General features: G+C 33.4%; 25 protein-coding genes. 16 read left to right on the plus strand and 9 right to left on the minus strand.

Annotation, left to right across the window (positions count from 1 at the left end; translation table 11 throughout):
* Window positions 1-4: 4 nt before the first annotated feature.
* Window positions 5-733: a nitroreductase family protein gene (locus ACPX19_RS01440; protein ID WP_426431034.1), complete on the plus strand. Its 729-nt coding sequence runs from the start codon at window positions 5-7 to the stop codon at window positions 731-733.
* Here ACPX19_RS01440 and ACPX19_RS01445 read toward each other — a convergent pair whose 3' ends face one another.
* The 5 genes from ACPX19_RS01445 to ACPX19_RS01465 form a co-directional block, all read right to left on the minus strand.
* Window positions 734-2689 carry a cytochrome c biogenesis protein CcdA gene (locus tag ACPX19_RS01445; RefSeq protein ID WP_426431035.1) on the minus strand — a complete coding sequence of 652 codons (1956 nt, stop codon included), beginning with the start codon at window positions 2687-2689 and terminating at the stop codon, window positions 734-736.
* A gap of 138 nt (window positions 2690-2827) precedes the next feature.
* Window positions 2828-3238, minus strand: a complete 411-nt coding sequence (locus ACPX19_RS01450; protein ID WP_426431036.1) for a rhodanese-like domain-containing protein — start codon at window positions 3236-3238, stop codon at window positions 2828-2830.
* 26 nt (window positions 3239-3264) lie between these two features.
* A complete protein-coding gene (locus ACPX19_RS01455; protein WP_426432410.1) occupies window positions 3265-3579 on the minus strand; it encodes a rhodanese-like domain-containing protein in 315 nt (104 codons plus the stop codon).
* A 123-nt stretch (window positions 3580-3702) separates the two neighbouring features.
* Window positions 3703-4314 carry a thioredoxin family protein gene (locus tag ACPX19_RS01460; protein WP_426431037.1) on the minus strand — a complete coding sequence of 204 codons (612 nt, stop codon included), beginning with the start codon at window positions 4312-4314 and terminating at the stop codon, window positions 3703-3705.
* A 7-nt stretch (window positions 4315-4321) separates the two neighbouring features.
* A complete protein-coding gene (locus ACPX19_RS01465; RefSeq protein WP_426431038.1) occupies window positions 4322-4870 on the minus strand; it encodes a TlpA family protein disulfide reductase in 549 nt (182 codons plus the stop codon).
* A gap of 102 nt (window positions 4871-4972) precedes the next feature.
* Between ACPX19_RS01465 and ACPX19_RS01470 the strand changes: the two genes are divergently transcribed.
* The 14 genes from ACPX19_RS01470 to ACPX19_RS01535 all read left to right on the plus strand — a co-directional run bounded on the left by ACPX19_RS01470 (window position 4973) and on the right by ACPX19_RS01535 (window position 15976).
* Window positions 4973-5428: a MarR family winged helix-turn-helix transcriptional regulator gene (locus tag ACPX19_RS01470; RefSeq protein ID WP_426431039.1), complete on the plus strand. Its 456-nt coding sequence runs from the start codon at window positions 4973-4975 to the stop codon at window positions 5426-5428.
* Between the two features lie 62 nt (window positions 5429-5490).
* The gene (locus ACPX19_RS01475; protein WP_426431040.1) at window positions 5491-6120 is read left to right on the plus strand and encodes an NAD(P)H-dependent oxidoreductase; all 630 of its coding nucleotides are present in this window, start codon (window positions 5491-5493) and stop codon (window positions 6118-6120) included.
* Between the two features lie 21 nt (window positions 6121-6141).
* The gene (locus ACPX19_RS01480) at window positions 6142-6711 is read left to right on the plus strand and encodes a YceI family protein (protein WP_426431041.1); all 570 of its coding nucleotides are present in this window, start codon (window positions 6142-6144) and stop codon (window positions 6709-6711) included.
* Between the two features lie 258 nt (window positions 6712-6969).
* On the plus strand, window positions 6970-8370 hold the full coding sequence (locus ACPX19_RS01485; RefSeq protein WP_426431042.1) for an anthranilate synthase component I family protein: 1401 nt from the start codon (window positions 6970-6972) through the stop codon (window positions 8368-8370).
* A 296-nt stretch (window positions 8371-8666) separates the two neighbouring features.
* Window positions 8667-9233, plus strand: a complete 567-nt coding sequence (locus tag ACPX19_RS01490; protein ID WP_426431043.1) for an anthranilate synthase component II — start codon at window positions 8667-8669, stop codon at window positions 9231-9233.
* A gap of 55 nt (window positions 9234-9288) precedes the next feature.
* Complete coding sequence (trpD, locus tag ACPX19_RS01495; protein WP_426431044.1) at window positions 9289-10281, plus strand: anthranilate phosphoribosyltransferase; 993 nt, start codon at window positions 9289-9291, stop codon at window positions 10279-10281.
* Complete coding sequence (gene trpC / locus ACPX19_RS01500) at window positions 10278-11063, plus strand: indole-3-glycerol phosphate synthase TrpC (protein WP_426431045.1); 786 nt, start codon at window positions 10278-10280, stop codon at window positions 11061-11063. Before trpD ends, trpC begins: the two co-directional genes overlap by 4 nt.
* Entirely contained in the window at window positions 11060-11752 is a 693-nt protein-coding gene (locus tag ACPX19_RS01505) for a phosphoribosylanthranilate isomerase (protein ID WP_426431046.1), read from the plus strand. The genes trpC and ACPX19_RS01505 overlap by 4 nt, the downstream gene beginning before the upstream one ends.
* Window positions 11736-12917, plus strand: coding sequence for a tryptophan synthase subunit beta (gene trpB / locus ACPX19_RS01510; RefSeq protein WP_426431047.1), 1182 nt, complete (start codon window positions 11736-11738; stop codon window positions 12915-12917). Before ACPX19_RS01505 ends, trpB begins: the two co-directional genes overlap by 17 nt.
* A gap of 55 nt (window positions 12918-12972) precedes the next feature.
* The gene (gene trpA, locus ACPX19_RS01515) at window positions 12973-13737 is read left to right on the plus strand and encodes a tryptophan synthase subunit alpha (protein WP_426431048.1); all 765 of its coding nucleotides are present in this window, start codon (window positions 12973-12975) and stop codon (window positions 13735-13737) included.
* Window positions 13734-13946, plus strand: coding sequence for a hypothetical protein (locus ACPX19_RS01520; protein ID WP_426431049.1), 213 nt, complete (start codon window positions 13734-13736; stop codon window positions 13944-13946). Before trpA ends, ACPX19_RS01520 begins: the two co-directional genes overlap by 4 nt.
* Before the next feature lie 57 nt (window positions 13947-14003).
* Complete coding sequence (locus ACPX19_RS01525; RefSeq protein WP_426431050.1) at window positions 14004-14456, plus strand: tRNA (cytidine(34)-2'-O)-methyltransferase; 453 nt, start codon at window positions 14004-14006, stop codon at window positions 14454-14456.
* Between the two features lie 107 nt (window positions 14457-14563).
* Complete coding sequence (locus tag ACPX19_RS01530; protein ID WP_426431051.1) at window positions 14564-14983, plus strand: EF-hand domain-containing protein; 420 nt, start codon at window positions 14564-14566, stop codon at window positions 14981-14983.
* Between the two features lie 99 nt (window positions 14984-15082).
* Window positions 15083-15976 (plus strand): YitT family protein, encoded by an 894-nt coding sequence (locus ACPX19_RS01535; protein WP_426431052.1) that lies wholly within the window; start codon window positions 15083-15085, stop codon window positions 15974-15976.
* On the opposite strand, the gene ACPX19_RS01540 is transcribed toward ACPX19_RS01535, so the two are convergent.
* From ACPX19_RS01540 to ACPX19_RS01555, 4 genes are all read right to left on the minus strand, one after another.
* Window positions 15971-16660: a uracil-DNA glycosylase family protein gene (locus ACPX19_RS01540; RefSeq protein WP_426431053.1), complete on the minus strand. Its 690-nt coding sequence runs from the start codon at window positions 16658-16660 to the stop codon at window positions 15971-15973. The two genes, ACPX19_RS01535 and ACPX19_RS01540, sit on opposite strands and share 6 nt — an antisense overlap.
* Window positions 16660-17418 carry a peroxide stress protein YaaA gene (gene yaaA / locus ACPX19_RS01545; protein ID WP_426431054.1) on the minus strand — a complete coding sequence of 253 codons (759 nt, stop codon included), beginning with the start codon at window positions 17416-17418 and terminating at the stop codon, window positions 16660-16662. The genes ACPX19_RS01540 and yaaA overlap by 1 nt, the downstream gene beginning before the upstream one ends.
* 82 nt (window positions 17419-17500) lie before the next feature.
* Entirely contained in the window at window positions 17501-18535 is a 1035-nt protein-coding gene (locus ACPX19_RS01550; protein ID WP_426431055.1) for an RluA family pseudouridine synthase, read from the minus strand.
* Window positions 18536-18538: 3 nt separating this feature from the next.
* The gene (locus ACPX19_RS01555; protein ID WP_426431056.1) at window positions 18539-19090 is read right to left on the minus strand and encodes a PASTA domain-containing protein; all 552 of its coding nucleotides are present in this window, start codon (window positions 19088-19090) and stop codon (window positions 18539-18541) included.
* A 153-nt stretch (window positions 19091-19243) separates the two neighbouring features.
* Here ACPX19_RS01555 and ACPX19_RS01560 point away from each other — a divergent pair, with 153 nt between their 5' ends.
* Complete coding sequence (locus tag ACPX19_RS01560; RefSeq protein ID WP_426431057.1) at window positions 19244-20221, plus strand: D-alanine--D-alanine ligase; 978 nt, start codon at window positions 19244-19246, stop codon at window positions 20219-20221.
* Window positions 20222-20238: the final 17 nt, after the last annotated feature.

A 20238-nucleotide genomic window follows, 5' to 3' on the forward strand; every position in this document is an offset into this window, starting at 1 on the left:
ATTCATGGAAAAAACAGTTTCAGAAGCAATTGCTTACAGACGCTCAACAAGAGTTTATAAAGACATACCTATCGATAAAGAAAAAGTAAAACAGTGCCTGGTAAATGCATCCTTAGCACCCACAAGTAGCAATCTTCAACTTTGGGAATTTTACCATATAACAAATAAAAATATTTTAACAAAAATAGCAAATGCGTGTTTTAATCAAAGTGCTGCAAAGACCGCTCAACAATTAGTGGTTGTAGTAACCAGAAAAGATCTTTGGAAACAACGCGCTAATGCCAATATTGCATTTCTAAATAAGGTTTACAACAAGGAAAATTTGACTGAACGTGAATTGAAACGGAAAAAAATGGCAACTAACTACTATAAAAAATTAATCCCAACGGTTTATGCTGACTTCCTTGGAATTTTGGGAATTCTAAAATACATAACTTTTCAGATTGTTGGTCTTTTTAAACCTATTTACAGACAAGTTAGGTTGAGCGATATGCGAATAGTAGCCCATAAAAGTGCAGGATTGGCTGCCCAAAATTTTATGACCAGTATGGCTGCTATTGGCTATGATACCTGCCCTATGGAAGGCAGTGATACACTGAGGGTTAAACGCATCTTAAATTTACCTAGAGGTTCTGAAATTAATATGATTATTGGTTGTGGTATTAGAGATGAAAAAGGCATCTACGGACCACGCTTTAGAGTTCCTTTTGAAAATGTTTATTTTGAAGTATAACTACTTCTTAAAATTCTCTAAACCAGTTTTAAGCCAATTGTAATACACATCTTCATCTGGTGTATTGCCTCTTGGATGATTTAACAAGCCCATATTGTGATCTAGTAAAACATAATAAGGTTGAGAATTATTTCTAAAATTAATGGTTTGCAAGGTTCCCCATTTATCTCCAATAGTTTCAATATCCTTTACGGTTCCATTGGTTCTTAAATATTGAAATTGTTCTTCTTTTGGCAATTCTTTTCTATCATCAACATACAGTGATACAATGACATAATCATTAACCAAAATTTCATTTACATTATCTTCTGTCCAAACTTGTTCTTCCATTTTTCTACAGTTTACACAAGCCCAACCCGTAAAATCTAGCATAATCGGTTTATTTAAACTTTTAGCTAAAGAAATACCTTCTTCTAAAGATTTTGTTATCGTAAATTCTTCTGGTTTATCATAAATACTGTATGTTAATGGAGGAGGAAAACCACTCAATAATTTCAAATTAGCCCATTTGGTGTTAGTTAACCCTGGTATTAAATAGATGACGAAAGCTATTACCAAAATTGCAGTTGTGATTCTTCCTTTACCTAGCTTTTGCAGAGGGCCATCATGTGGAAACTTAATTTTTCCAAAAAGGTATAATACCAGTCCTATTCCTATAATTATCCAAATCCCGATAAAAACTTCGCGCTTTAAAATTCCCCAATGTTCAACTAAATCGGCATTAGATAAAAATTTTAATGCTAAAGCTAATTCCAAAAACCCTAAAACTACTTTTACCGTATTAAGCCAACCTCCAGACTTTGGTAAAGAATTTAACCACTTTGGAAACATAGCAAATAATGTAAATGGAAGTGCTAAAGCAAAGCCAAAACCTCCCATACCCATACTAAGTTGCATAGCACTTGCATCTGATGCCATAGTGCTACCTAACAAACCTCCTAAGATTGGTCCTGTACAAGAAAAAGACACTATCGCTAACGTTAAAGCCATAAAAAAGATACCAACAAAACCTCCTATTTTATTTGCTCTATTATCCATTGCTGCACTCCAGGATTGAGGTAATGTCAATTCAAAATAACCAAAGAATGAAAAAGAAAAGACCACAAAAATCACAAAGAAAATAATGTTTAATGTAACGTTGGTTGATATTGTATTTAAGATACCTGAATCTAGAGAATCCATGATATGGAACGGAACACTCAGTAACACGTAAATTAAAAAAATGAAAACCCCATAAAGTATTGAGTTGAATAACCCTTTTTTAGAATCTTTAGAACTCTTGGTAAAAAACGATACAGTTAACGGAATCATTGGAAAGACGCAAGGGGTAAGCAGCGCTATAAGCCCGCCTAAAAAACCAAGTAAGAATATTGTAAAATAGCTTTTGCCTTCAACATCTTGTGATTCGTATTTATCCCAACCAGTTATATTAAGATTTAATTCTTCTGATAGCTGTTTGCTACTTTCATCAATTATTATTTCTTTGGCTTCAACTATGCTACCATCCAATGACATGCTAAACGTTTTATCTTGCATAATACACTTGGCGTCATCACATGCTTGATAGACAACTTCTACTTCAATAACATTAAAATTGGGATTTATTATAGATATGCGTTGACTAAATTGTGCTTGTTTATCAAATTTTTTGACATCTAATTCAAAAATCTTATCATACTTGGGCTTAACATTTGGTTCTTTTGTTTCATCAATTAGCTTGTAGTTTGCTTCTTGATTTTTATATTCAAAATAAGTAGGAAGAGGTCCATCCGTTTCTTCTTGAGAATACATATACCAACCTTCATCAATATTAGCTTTAAAAATTAGGTTGAATTCTGTGTCTGAAATTTTTTCAACTTCATAGTCCCACTTAACAGGCTCAAGTTCCTGAGAAAATATATTGAACGAAAAAAATAAGGATAGTAGGCTAAATAGAAAGACTTTTCTTGCTGTCATAAATATGGCATTAATACGCAAATGTAAGCTATGCGATTTTATTATTTCTTTAGAATTGTCTAATTTATAAAAACCTTATGAATTAAGCTTGAGTAAAATAATTAGAATAAAAAAACCGAACAATTGTTCGGTTTATATTTAAGATTTTACTTCTAGTTTTAGCTTATTAGTATGTTTCCATTTAGAGAGTCCTCCATCTAAATCATAAACTTTCTCAAAACCTGCATCTTTGAGCTTGCCAGCACATTTGGCGCTTCTTGTTCCACCTTTACAGTATAGGATCACAGGTTTTGTTTTATCAAGTTTCTCAATATCCTCATCAAAAGTTGGAGAGTTATAATCTATATTCTGAGAATTCTCAATATGTCCTTCATCATACTCTTTTTTTGTACGTACATCAACAACTTGGGCATCTTCTAACTCAAGAATAGATTGCATCTCTTCTGCAGTTACAAGTTTTACCTCAGCATTCTCTATTTTACTATCTATACAACTTGTACCTAAACTAATAGCTATTAATAAGCAACTAATTATGAATATTCGCTCCATAAGTAAACAGCGTTTTTAGATTAATTTTATTCTTTAAAGGTTACTTTGCCTTGCCACTGACTAATGCCACCAACTAAATTGTAGGCATTTTCAAAACCCAACTGATTCATTATGGCGCATGCCTGGGCACTTCTACCACCAGATTTACAATACACATAATAATTCTTGGTTTTATCTAATTGATCAATCTCATAGATAAAACCTTGTCCTCTATAAATATCTATATGTACAGCATTTGGGATAATGCCTTCATCAACTTCTTCTTGAGTTCTAACATCTAAAATAACAGAATTGTTGTCCTTGCTTAACTTTTCTGTCCAATCTTTTTGAGATAAATCCACGTTTTCCAAATAAATTCTTAAACAAAATTAACATTTCCTTAGGATATAGACGTAAAAAAATCCGAAGTGTTACAACTTCGGATTTAATTTTAACATTTTTTTTCCTAAAACACTTTATAACAGTTAAACTTTTATGGTACAGCCAATGGCACGCGTCTCTTTTACTTCTATTTCTTTTCCTTTTAATAAAGCATCTACTGCATTTTCCACATATTTTGTTTTAACTGCACTTGCATCTTTATAATTATCATCTATAGCACCTATATACTTAACAATATTTCCTTTTTTTGTTTTTTCCAAAAGATATACATGAGGTGTTTTTGTGGCACCATACTGCGGATATATTTTTTGACCCTCATCCATTAAATATGGAAATGTAAATCCCTTAGCTTTGGCTCTAGCTTTCATTTCCTCCATGCTATCTCCTGGTTTAACGTCTGTGTTATTAGGCATAATTGCAATTACAGGGTAACCTTTATCAGCATATTTTTTATTTAGTGCTTCTACTCTATCTTCATAAGCTACAGCATATGGACAAGTATTACAAGTAAAAACAACAATAAAACCTTTGGCATCTTTGTAATCCGATAATGACACCATTCTACCGTCAATATTTTCTAGACTAAAATCAGTAGCAATATCCCCAATTTTATAACCACCTTCATCAGTTGCTGATGTAAAGACAGATAATGTTGCTGTTAACACCATTACTGCGAATAATTTTAAAGTATTCATATGCATATTAATTTAAAAATTGTTTTAACTCTGTTTCTAACTCTTCTTTGGTAAATGAACGTTCATAAAATTGACGTTTATCCTTATTGTAAATTATTGTAGCTGGTATTGCACCTGACCAGTCTTTGTTTATTGCAGTTATCCATCTATTTTGGTCTACGTCATCAAAAGCTACGACTTCCGATTGTAATTCCCGCTTTTTTATAAATGGTATTAACTTGGTCTCATAATTTTTTGGGAAATCTAAACTCACTAAGAGCACCTCGACATTATTTTCCTTGTACTCTTGATTGATCGCTTCAAAGTATGGTAATTCCTTAACACAGGGAGCACACCAAGTTGCCCAAAAGTTAACCACGTGTATTTTTTCATCTTGTCGATTGATCAGAGGTTCTAATCCATCATAGTCATATATCCTTAAATCAAAATCCGAAACATCATGTGCCTTTTCTACAACACTAAGCGTTGCCTCAGGCGCACTGACTTCATTGTTTTTTTCAGTGTTATCCATACAAGAACAAATCACCAATAGAAATAAAACTAGTATCCGCTTCATGACATAAATTTATTAATAGAAATAGACACAATTTAATAATTAACAAAAAATTAATTGCGTCATGAAAAATTTGTTATACATTTGTATATACAATTGTTGTATATGAAAGATATAACTGAGATTCTAAAAACCAAATCAAGCTTGCCTTTGGCGAAGAAGACCGTATTGAATGTTTCTTTTACAAGTAATACCTTTAAAGACAGTATCTTATCTATATTAAAGCCTTATGACATTTCCATTGAACAATTCAATGTTTTACGGATTTTACGAGGAAAGAATGGCGAACCCTCGAACTTAAAGGATATTCAAGATAGAATGATTAGTAAAATGAGTAATACCACTCGCCTAGTCGATAAACTCATTCTTAAAAGTTTGGTAGAACGCTTTATTTGTGAAAATAATCGAAGAAAAGTGGACATCTATATTACTAAAGAAGGCTTAAAATTACTTGATATTCTTGATCCAATCATTCAAGAAAAGGAAAACGAGTTAACTAATAATTTAAGTAATGAAGAACTAGAAACCTTAAATGTGTTGTTAACCAAATTAAGAGGTTAAAAAATTTTATAATAATTATTGTATATACAATTGAAGTACTAACAAATAAAAAACATTTAGACATGACTGTTGTTGATGATCTTAAATGGCGCTACGCCACAAAAAAATTTGATAATTCTAAAGTAATTTCTGAGGAAGATTTTGAAACACTAAAAAAAGCGATGCAACTGACTGCATCTTCATATGGTCTACAGCCCTATAAAATATTAAATATTGTAGATAAAGACACACGTAAAAAACTGCGTGCGGCGTCTTGGAATCAACCACAAATTGAAGACGCCTCTCATATGATTGTAATCGCTAACATGACAGACTTTGGTGAGGAGTTGGTCGATAATTATTTTGAGAATGTCATAGCGATTAGAAATCTTAAAAAAGAAGATGTGTCAGATTATGCAAATACAGTAAAATCTACAATTGGTCAATTTAGTCAAGAACAGAAGGCTGTATGGACAGCAAAACAAGCTTATATTGTAGTGGGTAATTTATTATCTGCAGCTGCTCAATTGCGAATAGATGCCTGCCCTATGGAAGGTTTTCAAAATGAAGAATACAATAAAATTTTAGATCTCAATTCTAAAAATCTAAATGCGGCAGTCGTGGTTACCCTAGGTTACAGATCCGATGAAGACGCCACCCAGCACCATAAAAAAGTTCGTAAATCAGAACAACAATTATTCATAAATTTTTAAAAATCAAAACAAACTATTAAAATGAAAAACAGAAATTCACAATTCGCTATGCTATTTATCTTAGCATTATCCTTTATGTCATTTACAGTATTAAAAGACAAAAAAGTAGATGTGTCATCAAGTAAAGTAACTTGGAAAGGTTACAAAGTTGGTGGTGAGCACGAAGGTACTATTAAACTAAAAGAAGGTTCTCTTACTTTTAATGGAGATGCATTAGAAGGGGGTTCATTTACTATCGATATGACTTCCATTAATACAACAGATTTATCTGGTGATTATAAAGCGAAGTTAGACGGTCATTTAAAATCTGACGATTTCTTTGGTGTAGAAGAATACCCAATAGCAAGCTTAACAATCACTTCGGTGAGTGGTAAAAATGGAAAGTATACAGTAAAAGGAGACATTACAATCAAAGGAATTACAGAAGCCATTTCGTTTCCAATGACAGTTACTGAAAATTCTGCTACTGCTAATTTAAAAATAGACAGAACGAAGCACAAAATCACATATAAATCACCTTCGTTATTAGAAACTTTAAAAGATAAAGCGATCTATGACGAATTTGATATTAATGTAGAATTAAAATTTTAATTCCCTAAGAATTAATAACAAACGTTATACTAAAGATTCTTGTCATTGAGGTCTAACTCTAGGTAAGAATCTTTTTTTTGTGATATAGTTTGAAATAAAAATTTTCATTTTTATATTTGACTCACAAATGAAAACAATAACAAATCATACTTGGTGGTGGAATTTTGCAAACTCATGTTCGTGAAAGAAACCTTGTATGTTATATTATAAAAAAAGGCTTGTCATTCACGACAAGCCTTTTTTAATTTTAACGTATACATGAAAACATTCAGCTTATATACACACTACAAAAAAATACTAGCAGATACGATTACTCCTGTGAGTATTTATCTAAAGATAAGAGATAAATTCCCTAATAGTATTCTATTAGAAAGTAGTGATTATCATACCAACGACAACAGTTTTTCGTATATCTGTTGTAATCCTATTGCATCCATAAAGGTTAATAACGGTATAATTTCCCAGACCTATCCAGATGGAAGCTCTAAGAATAATTTTACTGAAAACGTAAGTGTCGTAGATGAAATTCACAAATTCACCCAACGTTTTAAAGTAGACGCTAATGAAGAATTCAAATTTATCAATAATGGGATCTTTGGTTATACCGCTTACGATGCCGTAAAATACTTTGAGGACATTGAGATTTCTAAAAAGGAAAACGCTATTGATATACCAGACATTTATTATGCGGTATATCAAAACATCATTGCCATTAACCATTTTAAAAATGAAGCTTACATTTTTGCGCATTGCTTTGATACGGATAACAACATTGATGAGCTACATCAAATCATACAAACAAGGCAATATGCATCTTACACCTTTAATGAAAAAGGTGATATTCAATCTAACCTCACCGATGATGAATACAAAAAGCATGTAGAACTTGCTAAAAAACATTGCGCAAGAGGAGACGTGTTTCAGTTGGTATTATCCAAACAATTCTCACAGGAATTTAGTGGCGACGAATTTAATGTGTATAGAGCGCTGCGAAGTATTAATCCATCTCCTTACCTATTCTATTTTGATTATGGTAGCTTTAAAATCTTTGGAAGTTCTCCAGAAGCGCAACTCATCGTTAAAGAAGGTAAGGCCGAAATCCATCCCATCGCAGGTACATTTAAGCGCACAGGCAATGATCTTAAGGATGCAGAATTAGCAGAAAAACTGATTAATGACGACAAAGAAAATAGTGAGCATGTGATGTTAGTAGATTTAGCAAGAAATGACCTCAGCAGACATGGGTCTAATGTTACGGTAGAAAATTACAGAGAGGTACAATTTTTTTCGCACGTCATTCATTTGGTAAGTAAGGTGACAGGAACCAAACACAAAGGTACCGATACGATGCAAATAGTAGCAGACACCTTTCCCGCTGGAACTTTAAGTGGTGCACCAAAACATATGGCCATGCAGCTTATAGAGAAATATGAAAAAACCAACAGAAGTTATTATGGAGGTGCCATAGGTTTTATGGATTTTGAAGGTAATTTTAATCATGCTATAATGATTAGAACGTTTTTGAGTAAAAATCACAAACTATTCTGGCAAGCAGGCGCTGGATTAGTTGCGAAATCCAATCCGGAAAATGAATTACAAGAAGTCTATAATAAGCTAGGTGCTTTAACAAAAGCCATTGAACTTGCTAAAGAAATATGAAGTGATTAGTGATTGACGATTGACAATTGATAAAAAAATTAAAACGAATAATAACAAATAAAACAAATATGAAAGTCCCAATTCCCAACAGAGTCGGAATCATCAAAATTCAGAAATAAAGAGAGAAAGAATGTAGATGCGAAGCGTAGCTTCAGGCACGGAATTCTGAAAGCGAATGGTGCTTTAGCAATTTCCTAATTTTGATTGTGATTTTTTGGTTCGTTTTGTATCAAGACAAAATGAACAGGCAAATAATAAATGTTAAATTAAAAGATACCTGCTTTCGCAGGCATATTATGAAAAAGGTTTTAGTAATCGACAATTACGATAGTTTTACTTACAATTTAGTTCATTATTTAGAAGACTTAAATTGTGAAGTTACCGTAAAACGAAATGATAAATTAACACTTGATGACGTTGAGGCTTTTGATAAAATAGTGCTCTCACCAGGCCCTGGAATACCAAACGAAGCTGGACTTTTAAAGGAGATTATTGCTAAGTACGCACCAACAAAAAGTATACTTGGTGTTTGTTTAGGGCAACAAGCTATAGGTGAAGTGTTTGGTGGTACATTAGAAAATCTAGACACCGTTTATCATGGTGTTGCAACACATGTAACGCTTTCTGTTGATGATGACCCTTTATTCAAAGGTCTCAATAAAACTTTTGAAGTTGGCAGATACCACTCTTGGGTAGTGAGTACTAATTTACCTGACGTTTTAGAAGCCACATCATTTGACTCAAATGGTCAAATCATGTCCCTAAGACATAAAGTTTTCGACGTTAAAGGTGTACAATATCATCCTGAATCTGTGTTAACACCGGACGGAAAAAAGATTTTAGAAAACTGGGTAAATAGCTAGCCCTTCATCCAACTAAAAATAACTAAAATAATTTCCACTGCTGTGGCGAGCGAATATGAAAGAAATTTTAAACAGACTAATAAACCAAGAAAGTATTTCAGCGGACGAAGCGAAGCGGGTTTTGGTTAACATCTCAAATGGTGTTTATAATCAAAGTCAGATTGCTTCCTTTTTAACCGTTTATATGATGCGAAGCATCACCACAGAAGAACTTCGTGGTTTTAGGGATGCTTTATTAGAACTTTGCATACCTGTTGACTTAGAGGGATACAATACCATAGATTTATGTGGCACAGGAGGTGATGGCAAAAATACGTTTAACATATCTACACTATCCTCGTTTATCACTGCTGGTGCTGGTGTACATGTAACAAAGCATGGTAATTATGGTGTCTCATCTGCCTCAGGTTCTTCAAATGTTATGGAATACTTAGGTATAAAATTTTCTAATGATATCGATTTCTTAAAACGCAGTTTGGATGAAGCTGGTATTTGTGTTTTACATGCACCTCTTTTTCATCCTGCCATGAAAAATGTAGCTCCAATACGAAAGGAGCTAGGTGTAAAAACCTTTTTCAATATGCTTGGCCCTATGGTAAATCCAGCATTTCCAAAAAATCAGATGGTTGGTGTTTTTAACTTAGAACTGTTACGGCTATACGGTTATTTATATCAGGAAACCAATAAAAACTATGCCATAGTTCATGCTTTGGATGGATATGATGAAATATCGTTGACAGGAAAAACCAAAACTATAACCAATACCTCTGAAATCTTATTTGATGCCCAAGATATTGGATTGGATCAAATTGATAGCTCAGATATTTATGGTGGAACTTCTGTGAAAGAAGCAGCTAAAATTTTCACCAAGATTATTAACGGAAAAGGAAGCAAAGCCCAAAATAATGTCGTCTGTGCGAACGCTGGATTGGCCATAGCAACGGTAAAACAGATTTCGCACAAAGAAGGTATTGCAATGGCTGAAGAATCCTTAAAAAGTGGTCTTGCAAAGTCTAGTCTAGAAAAATTAATTGAACTTAGTAAATGAACATCCTAGATAAAATAGTCATTGACAAACGTAAAGAGATTGCACTTCGAAAGAGTCTGATTCCGTTCAAGCAATTGGAAACTTCAGTTCTTTTTGAAAGATCAACTATTTCGCTTTCTGAAGATTTAAAAAATAGTACTTCTGGTATCATTGCAGAGCACAAGAGACGTTCACCATCAAAATCTACAATCAACCAAAATTTGAATGTGCAAGATGTCGCTAAAGGTTATGAAAACGCTGGTGTTTGTGGCATGTCTGTCCTTACCGATGGTAAATATTTTGGTGGTTCTTTAGACGATTTATTATTAGCAAGGGCCAATTGTAATTTGCCATTATTACGAAAGGAATTTATCATAGACACTTATCAAATTGTAGAGGCTAAAGCTTATGGAGCTGATGTGATTTTATTGATTGCAGCAATCCTAACCAAGGAAGAGATAAAACAATTTTCAGAATTGGCAAAAAGCTTAAAGCTAGATGTTTTACTCGAAGTACATAATTTAGAAGAACTTCAAAAATCCATCATGCCAACTATTGATATGCTTGGTGTGAATAACAGAAATTTAAAAACTTTTGAAGTGAGTTTAGAAACTTCAAAAGCATTGAGTAATAACATTCCTGATGATTTTGTAAAAGTTTCAGAAAGTGGTATCAGTTCTATTGAAGCCATAAAGGAATTACAACCTTATGGCTATAAAGGTTTTTTAATTGGCGAGAGTTTTATGAAAACTGATAATCCTGGTCTTAGCGCAACAGAATTCATTAATACTCTAAACCAATGAAACTTAAAATCTGCGGAATAAAATATAACACAGCCGAAGTTGCAACACTGCAACCAGACTATCTTGGCTTTATATTTTACAAAAAATCACCTCGTCATTTTGAAGGTATCATTCCAGATTTACCAAAGTCAATCAAAAAAGTTGGTGTTTTTGTTGATGAGGCAATTGACATCATTCTACAAAAAATTAAAAAATATGATCTTGATGTGATTCAACTTCATGGCAAAGAAGACGTACATTATTGTGCAAGCTTAAAATTTGAATATCACATTTTAAAAGAACAAAATAGACCTGCAAATTGGGGAACTCATGGAGGAAAATTCGTAATTGAAGATTATATCGATAAAAAAATCATCAAAGTCTTCAGCATCAAAGACGAATTTGATTTCAGTCAACTTAAACCTTACGAAGAATACGTGGATTATTTCCTTTTTGACACCAAAGGGAGATTACCTGGTGGAAATGGATACACGTTTAATTGGGATGTACTAAAAGAGTATCCCTCAACTAAACCTTATTTCTTAAGTGGTGGTATAGGGCTGGGAGAATTGCAAAAAATCAAGGAATTCATAAAACACCCAACGTCAAAATATTGCTATGCAATTGATGTTAATAGCAAATTTGAAATTGAGCCTGGACTAAAAAGTATTAATGAATTAGAAAAATTTATATATGAGCTACAACATTAACAATAAAGGATATTACGGCGAATTTGGTGGTGCCTTTATACCAGAAATGCTCTATCCCAATGTAGAAGAGTTGCGTCAAAACTATCTCAAAGTAATGCAAGAACCTTCGTTTCAACATGAGTTTCATCAATTGCTTAAAGATTATGTTGGCAGACCTTCACCACTCTATTTTGCCAAGCGCCTTTCAGAAAAGTACAATACCAAAGTGTATTTAAAACGTGAAGATCTCAATCACACAGGTGCGCACAAAGTCAATAACACTGTTGGGCAAATCCTTATGGCAAAACGCTTAGGCAAAACCCGAATCATTGCCGAAACTGGAGCAGGACAACATGGAGTAGCTACTGCTACGGTTTGTGCGCTAATGGGAATGGAATGTATAGTTTACATGGGAGAAATTGACATCGCAAGACAGGCACCAAACGTTGCACGTATGAAAATGCTAGGCGCAGAAGTAAGACCTGCATTGTCTGGTAGTAGAACGCTTAAAGATGCTACCAACGAAGCCATTAGGGATTGGATTAACAATCCAGTAAATACTCATTATATTATTGGCTCTGCCATTGGTCCACATCCTTATCCAGATATGGTAACGCGGTTTCAATCTATAATTTCAGAAGAAATAAAATGGCAACTCAAAGAAAAAGAAGGCACTGAAAACCCTGATTATGTGGTCGCATGTATTGGCGGTGGCAGTAATGCCGCTGGCACTTATTATCATTTTTTAGACGATGAAGATGTTGGTATTATTGCTGTTGAGGCTGCGGGGAAGGGCATCCATTCTGGTGAAAGTGCAGCCACGTCAGTATTAGGTAAAGAAGGCATTATACATGGTTGTAAAACCCTATTAATGCAAACTGATGATGGTCAAATTACCGAACCCTATTCTATTTCCGCAGGATTAGATTATCCTGGTGTTGGCCCTTTACACTCGCACCTATACAAATCGGGTCGCGGCGAGTTTTATTCTGCCACGGATGATGAAGCCATGGAAGCAGGATTAGAATTAACAAAATTAGAAGGTATCATACCAGCCATAGAGACCAGCCATGCTTTGGCTATTTTTAAGCATAAAACGTTTCGACCAGATGATATTGTTGTGATTAGTCTTTCTGGACGTGGTGATAAGGATTTGCAGAATTATATTGATTATTTTAAACTTTAGCAGTATTGAGATATGAGATCTCTCGCTCTAATTACTCAATACTCAATACTATAGTATGAACAGAATAAAACAAAAATTAAACGAAGACAAAAAACTACTATCCATATACTTTACAGCTGGCTACCCAAATATTAATGACACTGTTTCTATTATTCAGGATTTAGAACATAGTGGTGTGGACATGGTTGAAATTGGCTTACCATTTAGTGATCCATTGGCTGACGGACCAACTATTCAGGCAAGTTCAACTGCTGCACTAAAAAACGGTATGACAACCGAAAAGCTATTCGGTCAGCTTAAAGACATTCGGCAATCCGTTTCTATTCCACTGATTATCATGGGTTATTTTAATCCTGTCCTTCAATATGGTGTTGAAGCCTTTTGTAAAAAATGTCAAGATATCGGTATTGATGGATTAATACTCCCAGATTTACCTGTTGATGTTTACAACGAAGACTACAAAGCTATCTTTGAAAAATATGGACTTATCAATGTATTTTTAATCACACCTCAAACGTCTGATGAGCGCATCAGATATATCGACTCTATGTCAAATGGCTTTATTTACATGGTAAGTTCTGCAAGTACAACAGGAGCACAATCTGGTTTTGGTGAAGTACAGACAGCTTATTTTGAACGTATTTCAAAAATGGATTTAAAGAACCCTCAGATTGTTGGCTTTGGTATTTCAAATAAAGAAACGTTTACCCAAGCTACTAAATTTACCAAAGGAGCCATAATCGGAAGTGCTTTTATAAAGTATTTAACCGCTAATGGTATAAAAACAATAGATAAATTTGTAAAAAATATTTTGTCATGAAAATACTAAACGATTGGCGACTAATCATTCTACTATGCCTAACTCTAGGTTTAGCACCTTTTTTTCCAGAACCTCACATTATTGGAAAGGTAAGTTGGCTTGCTGGTGGTGCAGTTGGCATGACTGTAATGGATTATTTTGATATATTACTTCATGGGTTTCCTTTTGTATTATTGATAAGATTAATAATCATTAAGCTTAAAAAGTGAGATTCTGAAACAACACTTCGACTGCGCTCAGTGTGACAGTTCAGAATGACAATAATTATGGCATTAAACATCGTCCTCATAGAACCCGAAATACCCAACAACACAGGTAATATTGGTCGTTTAGCTTTGGCTACGGGTTCTCTATTACACTTGGTAAAACCATTTGGTTTCGAAATTGATGACAAACGCCTAAAACGTGCTGGACTTGATTATTGGCAACACCTTGAGGTTATTTATTACGAAAGTAAAGAAGAATTCTTCACTAAAAATACTGATAAAAAAATGGCTCTTTTAAGCAGTCATGGCAAAAAATCGCATTGGGATATTCAATTTGAAGACAATATGTTCCTTGTATTTGGCAAAGAGTCTGTTGGTTTATCAAAACCTTTAATTGAAGAACGAAAAGAAGACCTTTTTAAAATACCAATGTATAGTGAAAACATTAGGAGTCTTAATTTAGCAAATGCTGTTAGCATTATCGTATATGAAGGCTTAAGGCAACTTCGTTAAAAATATCACAAAACAAGCAGTATGATTAAACGCTTTTCAAACTATAAAGTCATAGAGGTGTTCATTAACATGTACTGAACTCGTTTTAGTATCTAAACACACAAATTATGATTTCAAAAACATTAAAATTAAGCGTATTGTTTATCGCAATTTGCTCTATATCATTTGTAGATGCACAAGAAAGACAACGTAAACACAGACCTAGCCCTGAAGAATTATTTCAAAAATTAGACACAAATGATGATGGAGCGTTATCATTAGATGAGTTTAAGGATAAACGTCAACGAGAAGAGGTTAAAGAAGAAATTGTTGAGGAACACTTTAAAGAATTAGACACTGATTCTAATGGCTCATTATCGCAAGAAGAATTTACAGCTAGAAAAGAAGTAATGAAGCAAAAACGTATTGAAGAACGTTTTTTAGAAATGGATAAAGATGGTAACGGAACAGTAAATTTAGAAGAGTATAAAGCCTTTGTTGAAAGTCACAAAAAAGAAAGACCAAAACGTAAGCATGGCAAAAATTAATTGATTTGATAGAAAATCCTCTTGTCTAACAAGAGGATTTTTATTTTGATAGTTATTTATAGTTTTGATTTTGTATATTTTCTAACAAAATTTTAACTATTGAGCTATACCACTAAAACTATAAAGGTTATCTACGAATATGCCCAAATCATTTTTGGTATTATATTAGCTAGTATTGGGCTTAAGGCATTTTTACTACCAAATGGTTTTTTGGATGGTGGAATCACTGGCATTGCTTTACTTGTAAAAACTAAAGTTGATCTCAACATATCTATCTTATTAGTATTATTTAGTATTCCTTTTTTAATTTTAGGCTTTTTCACGGTATCAAAGCGTATTGTCATAAAGTCTATCATAAGTATTCTAGGGTTGGCGCTTTTTATTCACTTTGAAAATTTTAATACTATTACAGAAGATAAGTTACTGATATCAATTTTTGGTGGTTTGTTTTTGGGTGCAGGTATTGGCATTGCGATACGAAATGGTTCAGTCTTAGATGGCTCAGAAATCTTAGGAATTTATCTTAATGATAAATTTGGAATTAGTATTGGGCAGATTATCTTGGTTTTTAATGTGATTCTGTTCAGTATTACAGCCTTAGTTTTATCAGTAGAAGTAGCTCTATATTCAATTCTCACTTATATAGTCACGGCTAAAGTGACCGATCTTATTATTGAAGGATTTGAAGATTTTATTGGTGTTACAATAGTTTCTAAAAAGTTTAGAGAAGTAGAAATTGCCATAATGCAAGAACTTGGTACTGGTATGACATTATACAAAGGCACTCGTGGTTTAGGGAGTTCTGGAAAAACCGAAGACTTTGACATTATCCATATCATAATCAATAGAATTGACATCAAGAAAATGTATCGGGTTGTTAACAAAATAGATTCAAAGGCTTTTATTGTAGAGTTTGATGTAAACACCGTTAAAGGTGGTGTTTTACGGCATTATCTAGATAAGAAAAAGAACAGGGAAATACCAAAGCTATAAATATTCAGAATACTGCATCACTCTAAAATCAAACGTATTAAACTCTGGGTTTTTGCCCTTTAATTGTCGGTAAAGTGGCTGTTTGCTTATTGAGATATTTGCTGCACCTGATGTTGAAGTCAAGGAGACGGTTTTGATTGTTCGCTTTGATTTTACAGATTGCTTCACTTCTCTCGCAATGACAGGCAAGGTAAACTTATGTATTCTCGGCACTTCATTAGTTACCAATTCTAATTTCAACTTATAATCTCTTAAATGTCTTCTGAAAAAATATTCTGGACCATTCTTGCTATTTCCACCTGTAAATAAAATGGTTTTAATGTTTGGATATTCTTTTAAATAACCAATAATGTCTCTCAATTTAACATTAGTCATTCCAACATCTGAAGCATCAATTTTTTCGCGCTCGCATGAGGCTACAATGTCGCAAACTCCTATCTTGTTTTTGATTAAAAATGCTTTACGCTGAGCTATAGCTTCTTCTGAATTGTCGTATATAAAGTTAAGGTTATAAATTTTATCTATAAACAACCACAACGAATTGTAATAACTACCATAGCAAAAATCAACATCTTGCTCTAATAATTCACCCATAGAAAATCTTGGAGGTGGCAGAGTACCAACAATTAGTTTTTCGGTATCATCTTTTATGAATGGTGGATATGGATGCTCGTGAAGAAACACTATCTCACAAAAACCAATTCTTTATCAGAAGATAGGCTTTCACTAAAACCATAGCCTTCATAATTAAAGCCCTTTATATCCTCTAAAGTTTTAGCATCTGTATCTATAATATAACGTGTCATATAACCTCTGGCAAGTTTAGCAAAAGTCATTATGGTTTTATATTCACCATTTTTAAAATCCTTAAAATTAACATCTATAACAGGCACTTTCAAAGCTTTTGTATCTATAGCTTTAAAGTACTCGTTACTTGCAAGATTTAGAAACAGTTCACCATCTTCCAGTTCATCATTTAAAGCTTGGGTTACTTTTTTCTTCCAGAATTCATAAAGGTTTTTGTTTTTGCCTACAGCCATTTTGGTGCCCATTTCTAAGCGATAAGGTTGAATTAAATCTAATGGCTTCAAAATACCATAAAGACCCGAAATTATACGAACAGTATCCTGAACTTTATCTAACTTTTTGGCATCAATAGTATAGGCATCCAAACCTCTGTATACATCACCACTAAAAGCATATAAAGCTTGTCTTGCATTGTCTTTGGTAAACGGCAAACTCCATTCTTGATTGCGCTCGTAATTAAGTTGCCCCAAGTTATCAGATATGCTCATAAGCTTAGATAAGCTTTTAGCTGATTTCTTTTTTAGAAGTTTATTTAGACGTTCTGCTTCTGCTAAAAAACAACCTTCGGTAGTTTTAGCAGTTGGTAATTTGCTTTCAAAATCTAAAGATTTAGCTGGTGATAATACGAGTTTCATAGTTCATTTTTAATTCAATTCAAATTTACGAACTAGAAACTATTTCTAAAAAGTTAGGCTACAAATAATAGCAATAGTACTATTAATTATCTTGATGCTTAGCATAGCCTCTCCACTTATCAATGCACAATTGCATATCTTCAGGGATTTCAGTTGAAAAACTAAGCCATTTGCCCGTTGTTGGGTGCTCAAAACCTAAGGTCTTGGCATGCAGTGCTTGTCTTGGCAAAACTTTAAAACAATTTTCTACAAACTGCTTGTATTTGGTAAACGTTGTTCCTTTTAAGATTATTTCACCACCATAGCGTTCATCATTAAAAAGCGTATGACCTATGTGCTTCATGTGTACGCGGATTTGGTGGGTACGACCAGTTTCGAGTTTACAACTTACTAAGGTGACATAACTTAAACGCTCTAATACCTTATAATGTGTAACGGCTGGTTTACCCTTATAAGCTTCATCACCTTCATATACAGTATTTTGCAATCTATTTTTAGGATGACGTCCAATATTACCTTCTACAGTACCTTCATCTTCTTCTATATTGCCCCAAACCAAAGCTATGTACTCACGTTCACTTGTTTTTTCGGCAAATTGGTTAGACAGATGTGCCATGGCTTGCTCAGTTTTTGCAACAACTAGCAATCCACTTGTGTCTTTGTCTATACGATGTACCAAACCTGGACGATTACTTGAATTGTTTGGTAAATTTTCAAAATGATAAATAAGACCGTTAATCAAAGTACCTGAGTAATTACCATGACCAGGATGCACTACCATACCTGCTGGCTTATTTACAACTAAAAGTTCATCATCTTCGTAAACAATATCTATGGGAATGTTTTCGGCAACCAATAAATATTCATGTGGTGGGTGCTCAAATTTTACAGTAATATGGTCATTGGGCTTAACCTTGTAATTAGATTTTACAGGTGTTCCGTTAACAAAAATACTTCCGTCTTTTGCTGCTTGTTGAATTTTGTTTCGTGTGGCATTTTCTACAAAATTCATTAAGTACTTATCTATACGAAGTGGTTGTTGCCCTTTTTCTACTTTAAAAGCATAATGCTCATAAAGTTCATCTTCCTCCTCAGATATATCTACAATATCTGCCATGTATTAACGATTTCCGTTTCCTAAAACCACATCTATTGTAGATGTTAATGGCAACATTGTTCCTGGTTTTAGAGTGTTGCCTTTATGTTTTAAACCTAGCACTACGTCTTTACCTATGTTGTCAATATATGTGATTTCGCCTATTTTAAATTCCAAAGCCTCTAATTGTGGCTTGGCTTGTCTAAAAGTGCGTTTTAAAACATTTGGCACTTCAACCTTACGATAGCCTGAAGGATTAAGAATCAAATAAATCTTTCTGTTTTCTTTTACCTGAGCTCCTGCTATAGGATTTTGTTCTATAACTGAATATTTAGGATAATTAGGGTTGTAGTTTGCAGAATCCTGAATTTTCATTGCAAGATCCAGATCATCTAACTCTATTTTAACGGTCTCTAAAGATTTTCCTTTTAAATCTGGTACGGTTACGAATTCACCATGATTAGTACAATTTTTTAGAGACGTTAAGGTTAGAAAACATAAAACTACAATAGCAACAATGGCCAATGTTAATTGCTTAAAAAACACTTTACTGGTTAAAAACTTTACAATACTCATAGGCTGCTAACTTATTGACAAATCTAAATAAATAATCTAACGTTAAAAAATTAATATACGTATGTGTCGTTTGGTTTAGATTATTGAAAATAAATGATACTTTTACATTGCAACTTATTCAAGTTACATCATCAAGTTTTTAGGCTTTTACGTATGAAAAAAAATATCGCCGTAATTATGGGAGGCTACTCTAGTGAATATCAAATTTCGTTAAAGAGTGGAAATGTTGTTTATAACACTTTAGACAAAGATAAATACAACGCTTATTGCATTCATATTTTTAAAAACAAATGGGTTTATGTTGATGAAAACAATAATGAATTCCCAGTGGATAAAAATGATTTTTCTATAATAGCAAATGACGGTAAAATTATTTTTGACTGTGTTTTTAATGCCATACATGGGTCGCCTGGCGAAGATGGTTATATGCAAGCTTATTTTAAGTTATTAGACATACCTCAAACCAGTTGCAGCATGTATCAAGCTGCATTAACATTTAATAAACGTGATTTACTAGCAACACTCAAACCTTATGGTATAAAGACCGCAGAAAGCTATTATCTTAACCTTGGAGATACTATAGATGAAGATGCTATTGTTGAAAAAGTTGGTCTGCCATGTTTTGTAAAAGCCAACAAAGCTGGCAGTAGTTTTGGTGTTTCAAAAGTTTACAGAAAGGAAGAACTTAAAAATGCTATAGAAAATTCCTTTAAAGAGGATGACGAAATTATAATTGAACAGTTTTTAGATGGAACTGAAGTTTCTGTTGGCGTGATATCTTACAAAGGTAAAACTACCGTTTTACCAATTACAGAAATTGTTTCTGAGAATGACTTTTTTGATTATGCCGCCAAGTACGAAGGTAAATCGCAAGAAATTACTCCTGCAAGAATTTCGGAAGATCATAAAAGCAAAGTCGAGACTGTTGCTAAAAAAGTATATGAAGTACTAGGAATGAGAGGTTTTTCTCGTAGCGAGTATATATTTATGAATGATGAACCTCATCTACTCGAAGTAAATACAGTACCTGGACTCACCAATGAGAGTATCCTACCTCAGCAGGCTGCTGCTGCAGGCATAAGCATGGAAGAATTGTTTGATAATGCTATTGAAGAGGCGATGAAGAATTAATAGTTATCTTTGAAGCA

Origin of the sequence: Winogradskyella sp. HB-48, from assembly GCF_049942685.1 — a bacterium.
In the GTDB taxonomy this organism is placed as follows: domain Bacteria; phylum Bacteroidota; class Bacteroidia; order Flavobacteriales; family Flavobacteriaceae; genus Winogradskyella.

Bases quoted from the DNA above. Each gene is read 5' to 3' on its own strand.
- ACPX19_RS01440 (WP_426431034.1), top strand. From the start codon at position 5: ATGGAAAAAACAGTTTCAGAAGCAATTGCTTACAGACGCTCAACAAGA.
- ACPX19_RS01445 (WP_426431035.1), bottom strand. From the start codon at position 2,689: ATGACAGCAAGAAAAGTCTTTCTATTTAGCCTACTATCCTTATTTTTT.
- ACPX19_RS01450 (WP_426431036.1), bottom strand. From the start codon at position 3,238: ATGGAGCGAATATTCATAATTAGTTGCTTATTAATAGCTATTAGTTTA.
- ACPX19_RS01460 (WP_426431037.1), bottom strand. From the start codon at position 4,314: ATGAATACTTTAAAATTATTCGCAGTAATGGTGTTAACAGCAACATTA.
- ACPX19_RS01465 (WP_426431038.1), bottom strand. From the start codon at position 4,870: ATGAAGCGGATACTAGTTTTATTTCTATTGGTGATTTGTTCTTGTATG.
- ACPX19_RS01470 (WP_426431039.1), top strand. From the start codon at position 4,973: ATGAAAGATATAACTGAGATTCTAAAAACCAAATCAAGCTTGCCTTTG.
- ACPX19_RS01475 (WP_426431040.1), top strand. From the start codon at position 5,491: ATGACTGTTGTTGATGATCTTAAATGGCGCTACGCCACAAAAAAATTT.
- ACPX19_RS01480 (WP_426431041.1), top strand. From the start codon at position 6,142: ATGAAAAACAGAAATTCACAATTCGCTATGCTATTTATCTTAGCATTA.
- ACPX19_RS01485 (WP_426431042.1), top strand. From the start codon at position 6,970: ATGAAAACATTCAGCTTATATACACACTACAAAAAAATACTAGCAGAT.
- ACPX19_RS01490 (WP_426431043.1), top strand. From the start codon at position 8,667: ATGAAAAAGGTTTTAGTAATCGACAATTACGATAGTTTTACTTACAAT.
- trpD (WP_426431044.1), top strand. From the start codon at position 9,289: ATGAAAGAAATTTTAAACAGACTAATAAACCAAGAAAGTATTTCAGCG.
- trpC (WP_426431045.1), top strand. From the start codon at position 10,278: ATGAACATCCTAGATAAAATAGTCATTGACAAACGTAAAGAGATTGCA.
- ACPX19_RS01505 (WP_426431046.1), top strand. From the start codon at position 11,060: ATGAAACTTAAAATCTGCGGAATAAAATATAACACAGCCGAAGTTGCA.
- trpB (WP_426431047.1), top strand. From the start codon at position 11,736: ATGAGCTACAACATTAACAATAAAGGATATTACGGCGAATTTGGTGGT.
- trpA (WP_426431048.1), top strand. From the start codon at position 12,973: ATGAACAGAATAAAACAAAAATTAAACGAAGACAAAAAACTACTATCC.
- ACPX19_RS01520 (WP_426431049.1), top strand. From the start codon at position 13,734: ATGAAAATACTAAACGATTGGCGACTAATCATTCTACTATGCCTAACT.
- ACPX19_RS01525 (WP_426431050.1), top strand. From the start codon at position 14,004: ATGGCATTAAACATCGTCCTCATAGAACCCGAAATACCCAACAACACA.
- ACPX19_RS01530 (WP_426431051.1), top strand. From the start codon at position 14,564: ATGATTTCAAAAACATTAAAATTAAGCGTATTGTTTATCGCAATTTGC.
- yaaA (WP_426431054.1), bottom strand. From the start codon at position 17,418: ATGAAACTCGTATTATCACCAGCTAAATCTTTAGATTTTGAAAGCAAA.
- ACPX19_RS01550 (WP_426431055.1), bottom strand. From the start codon at position 18,535: ATGGCAGATATTGTAGATATATCTGAGGAGGAAGATGAACTTTATGAG.
- ACPX19_RS01555 (WP_426431056.1), bottom strand. From the start codon at position 19,090: ATGAGTATTGTAAAGTTTTTAACCAGTAAAGTGTTTTTTAAGCAATTA.
- ACPX19_RS01560 (WP_426431057.1), top strand. From the start codon at position 19,244: ATGAAAAAAAATATCGCCGTAATTATGGGAGGCTACTCTAGTGAATAT.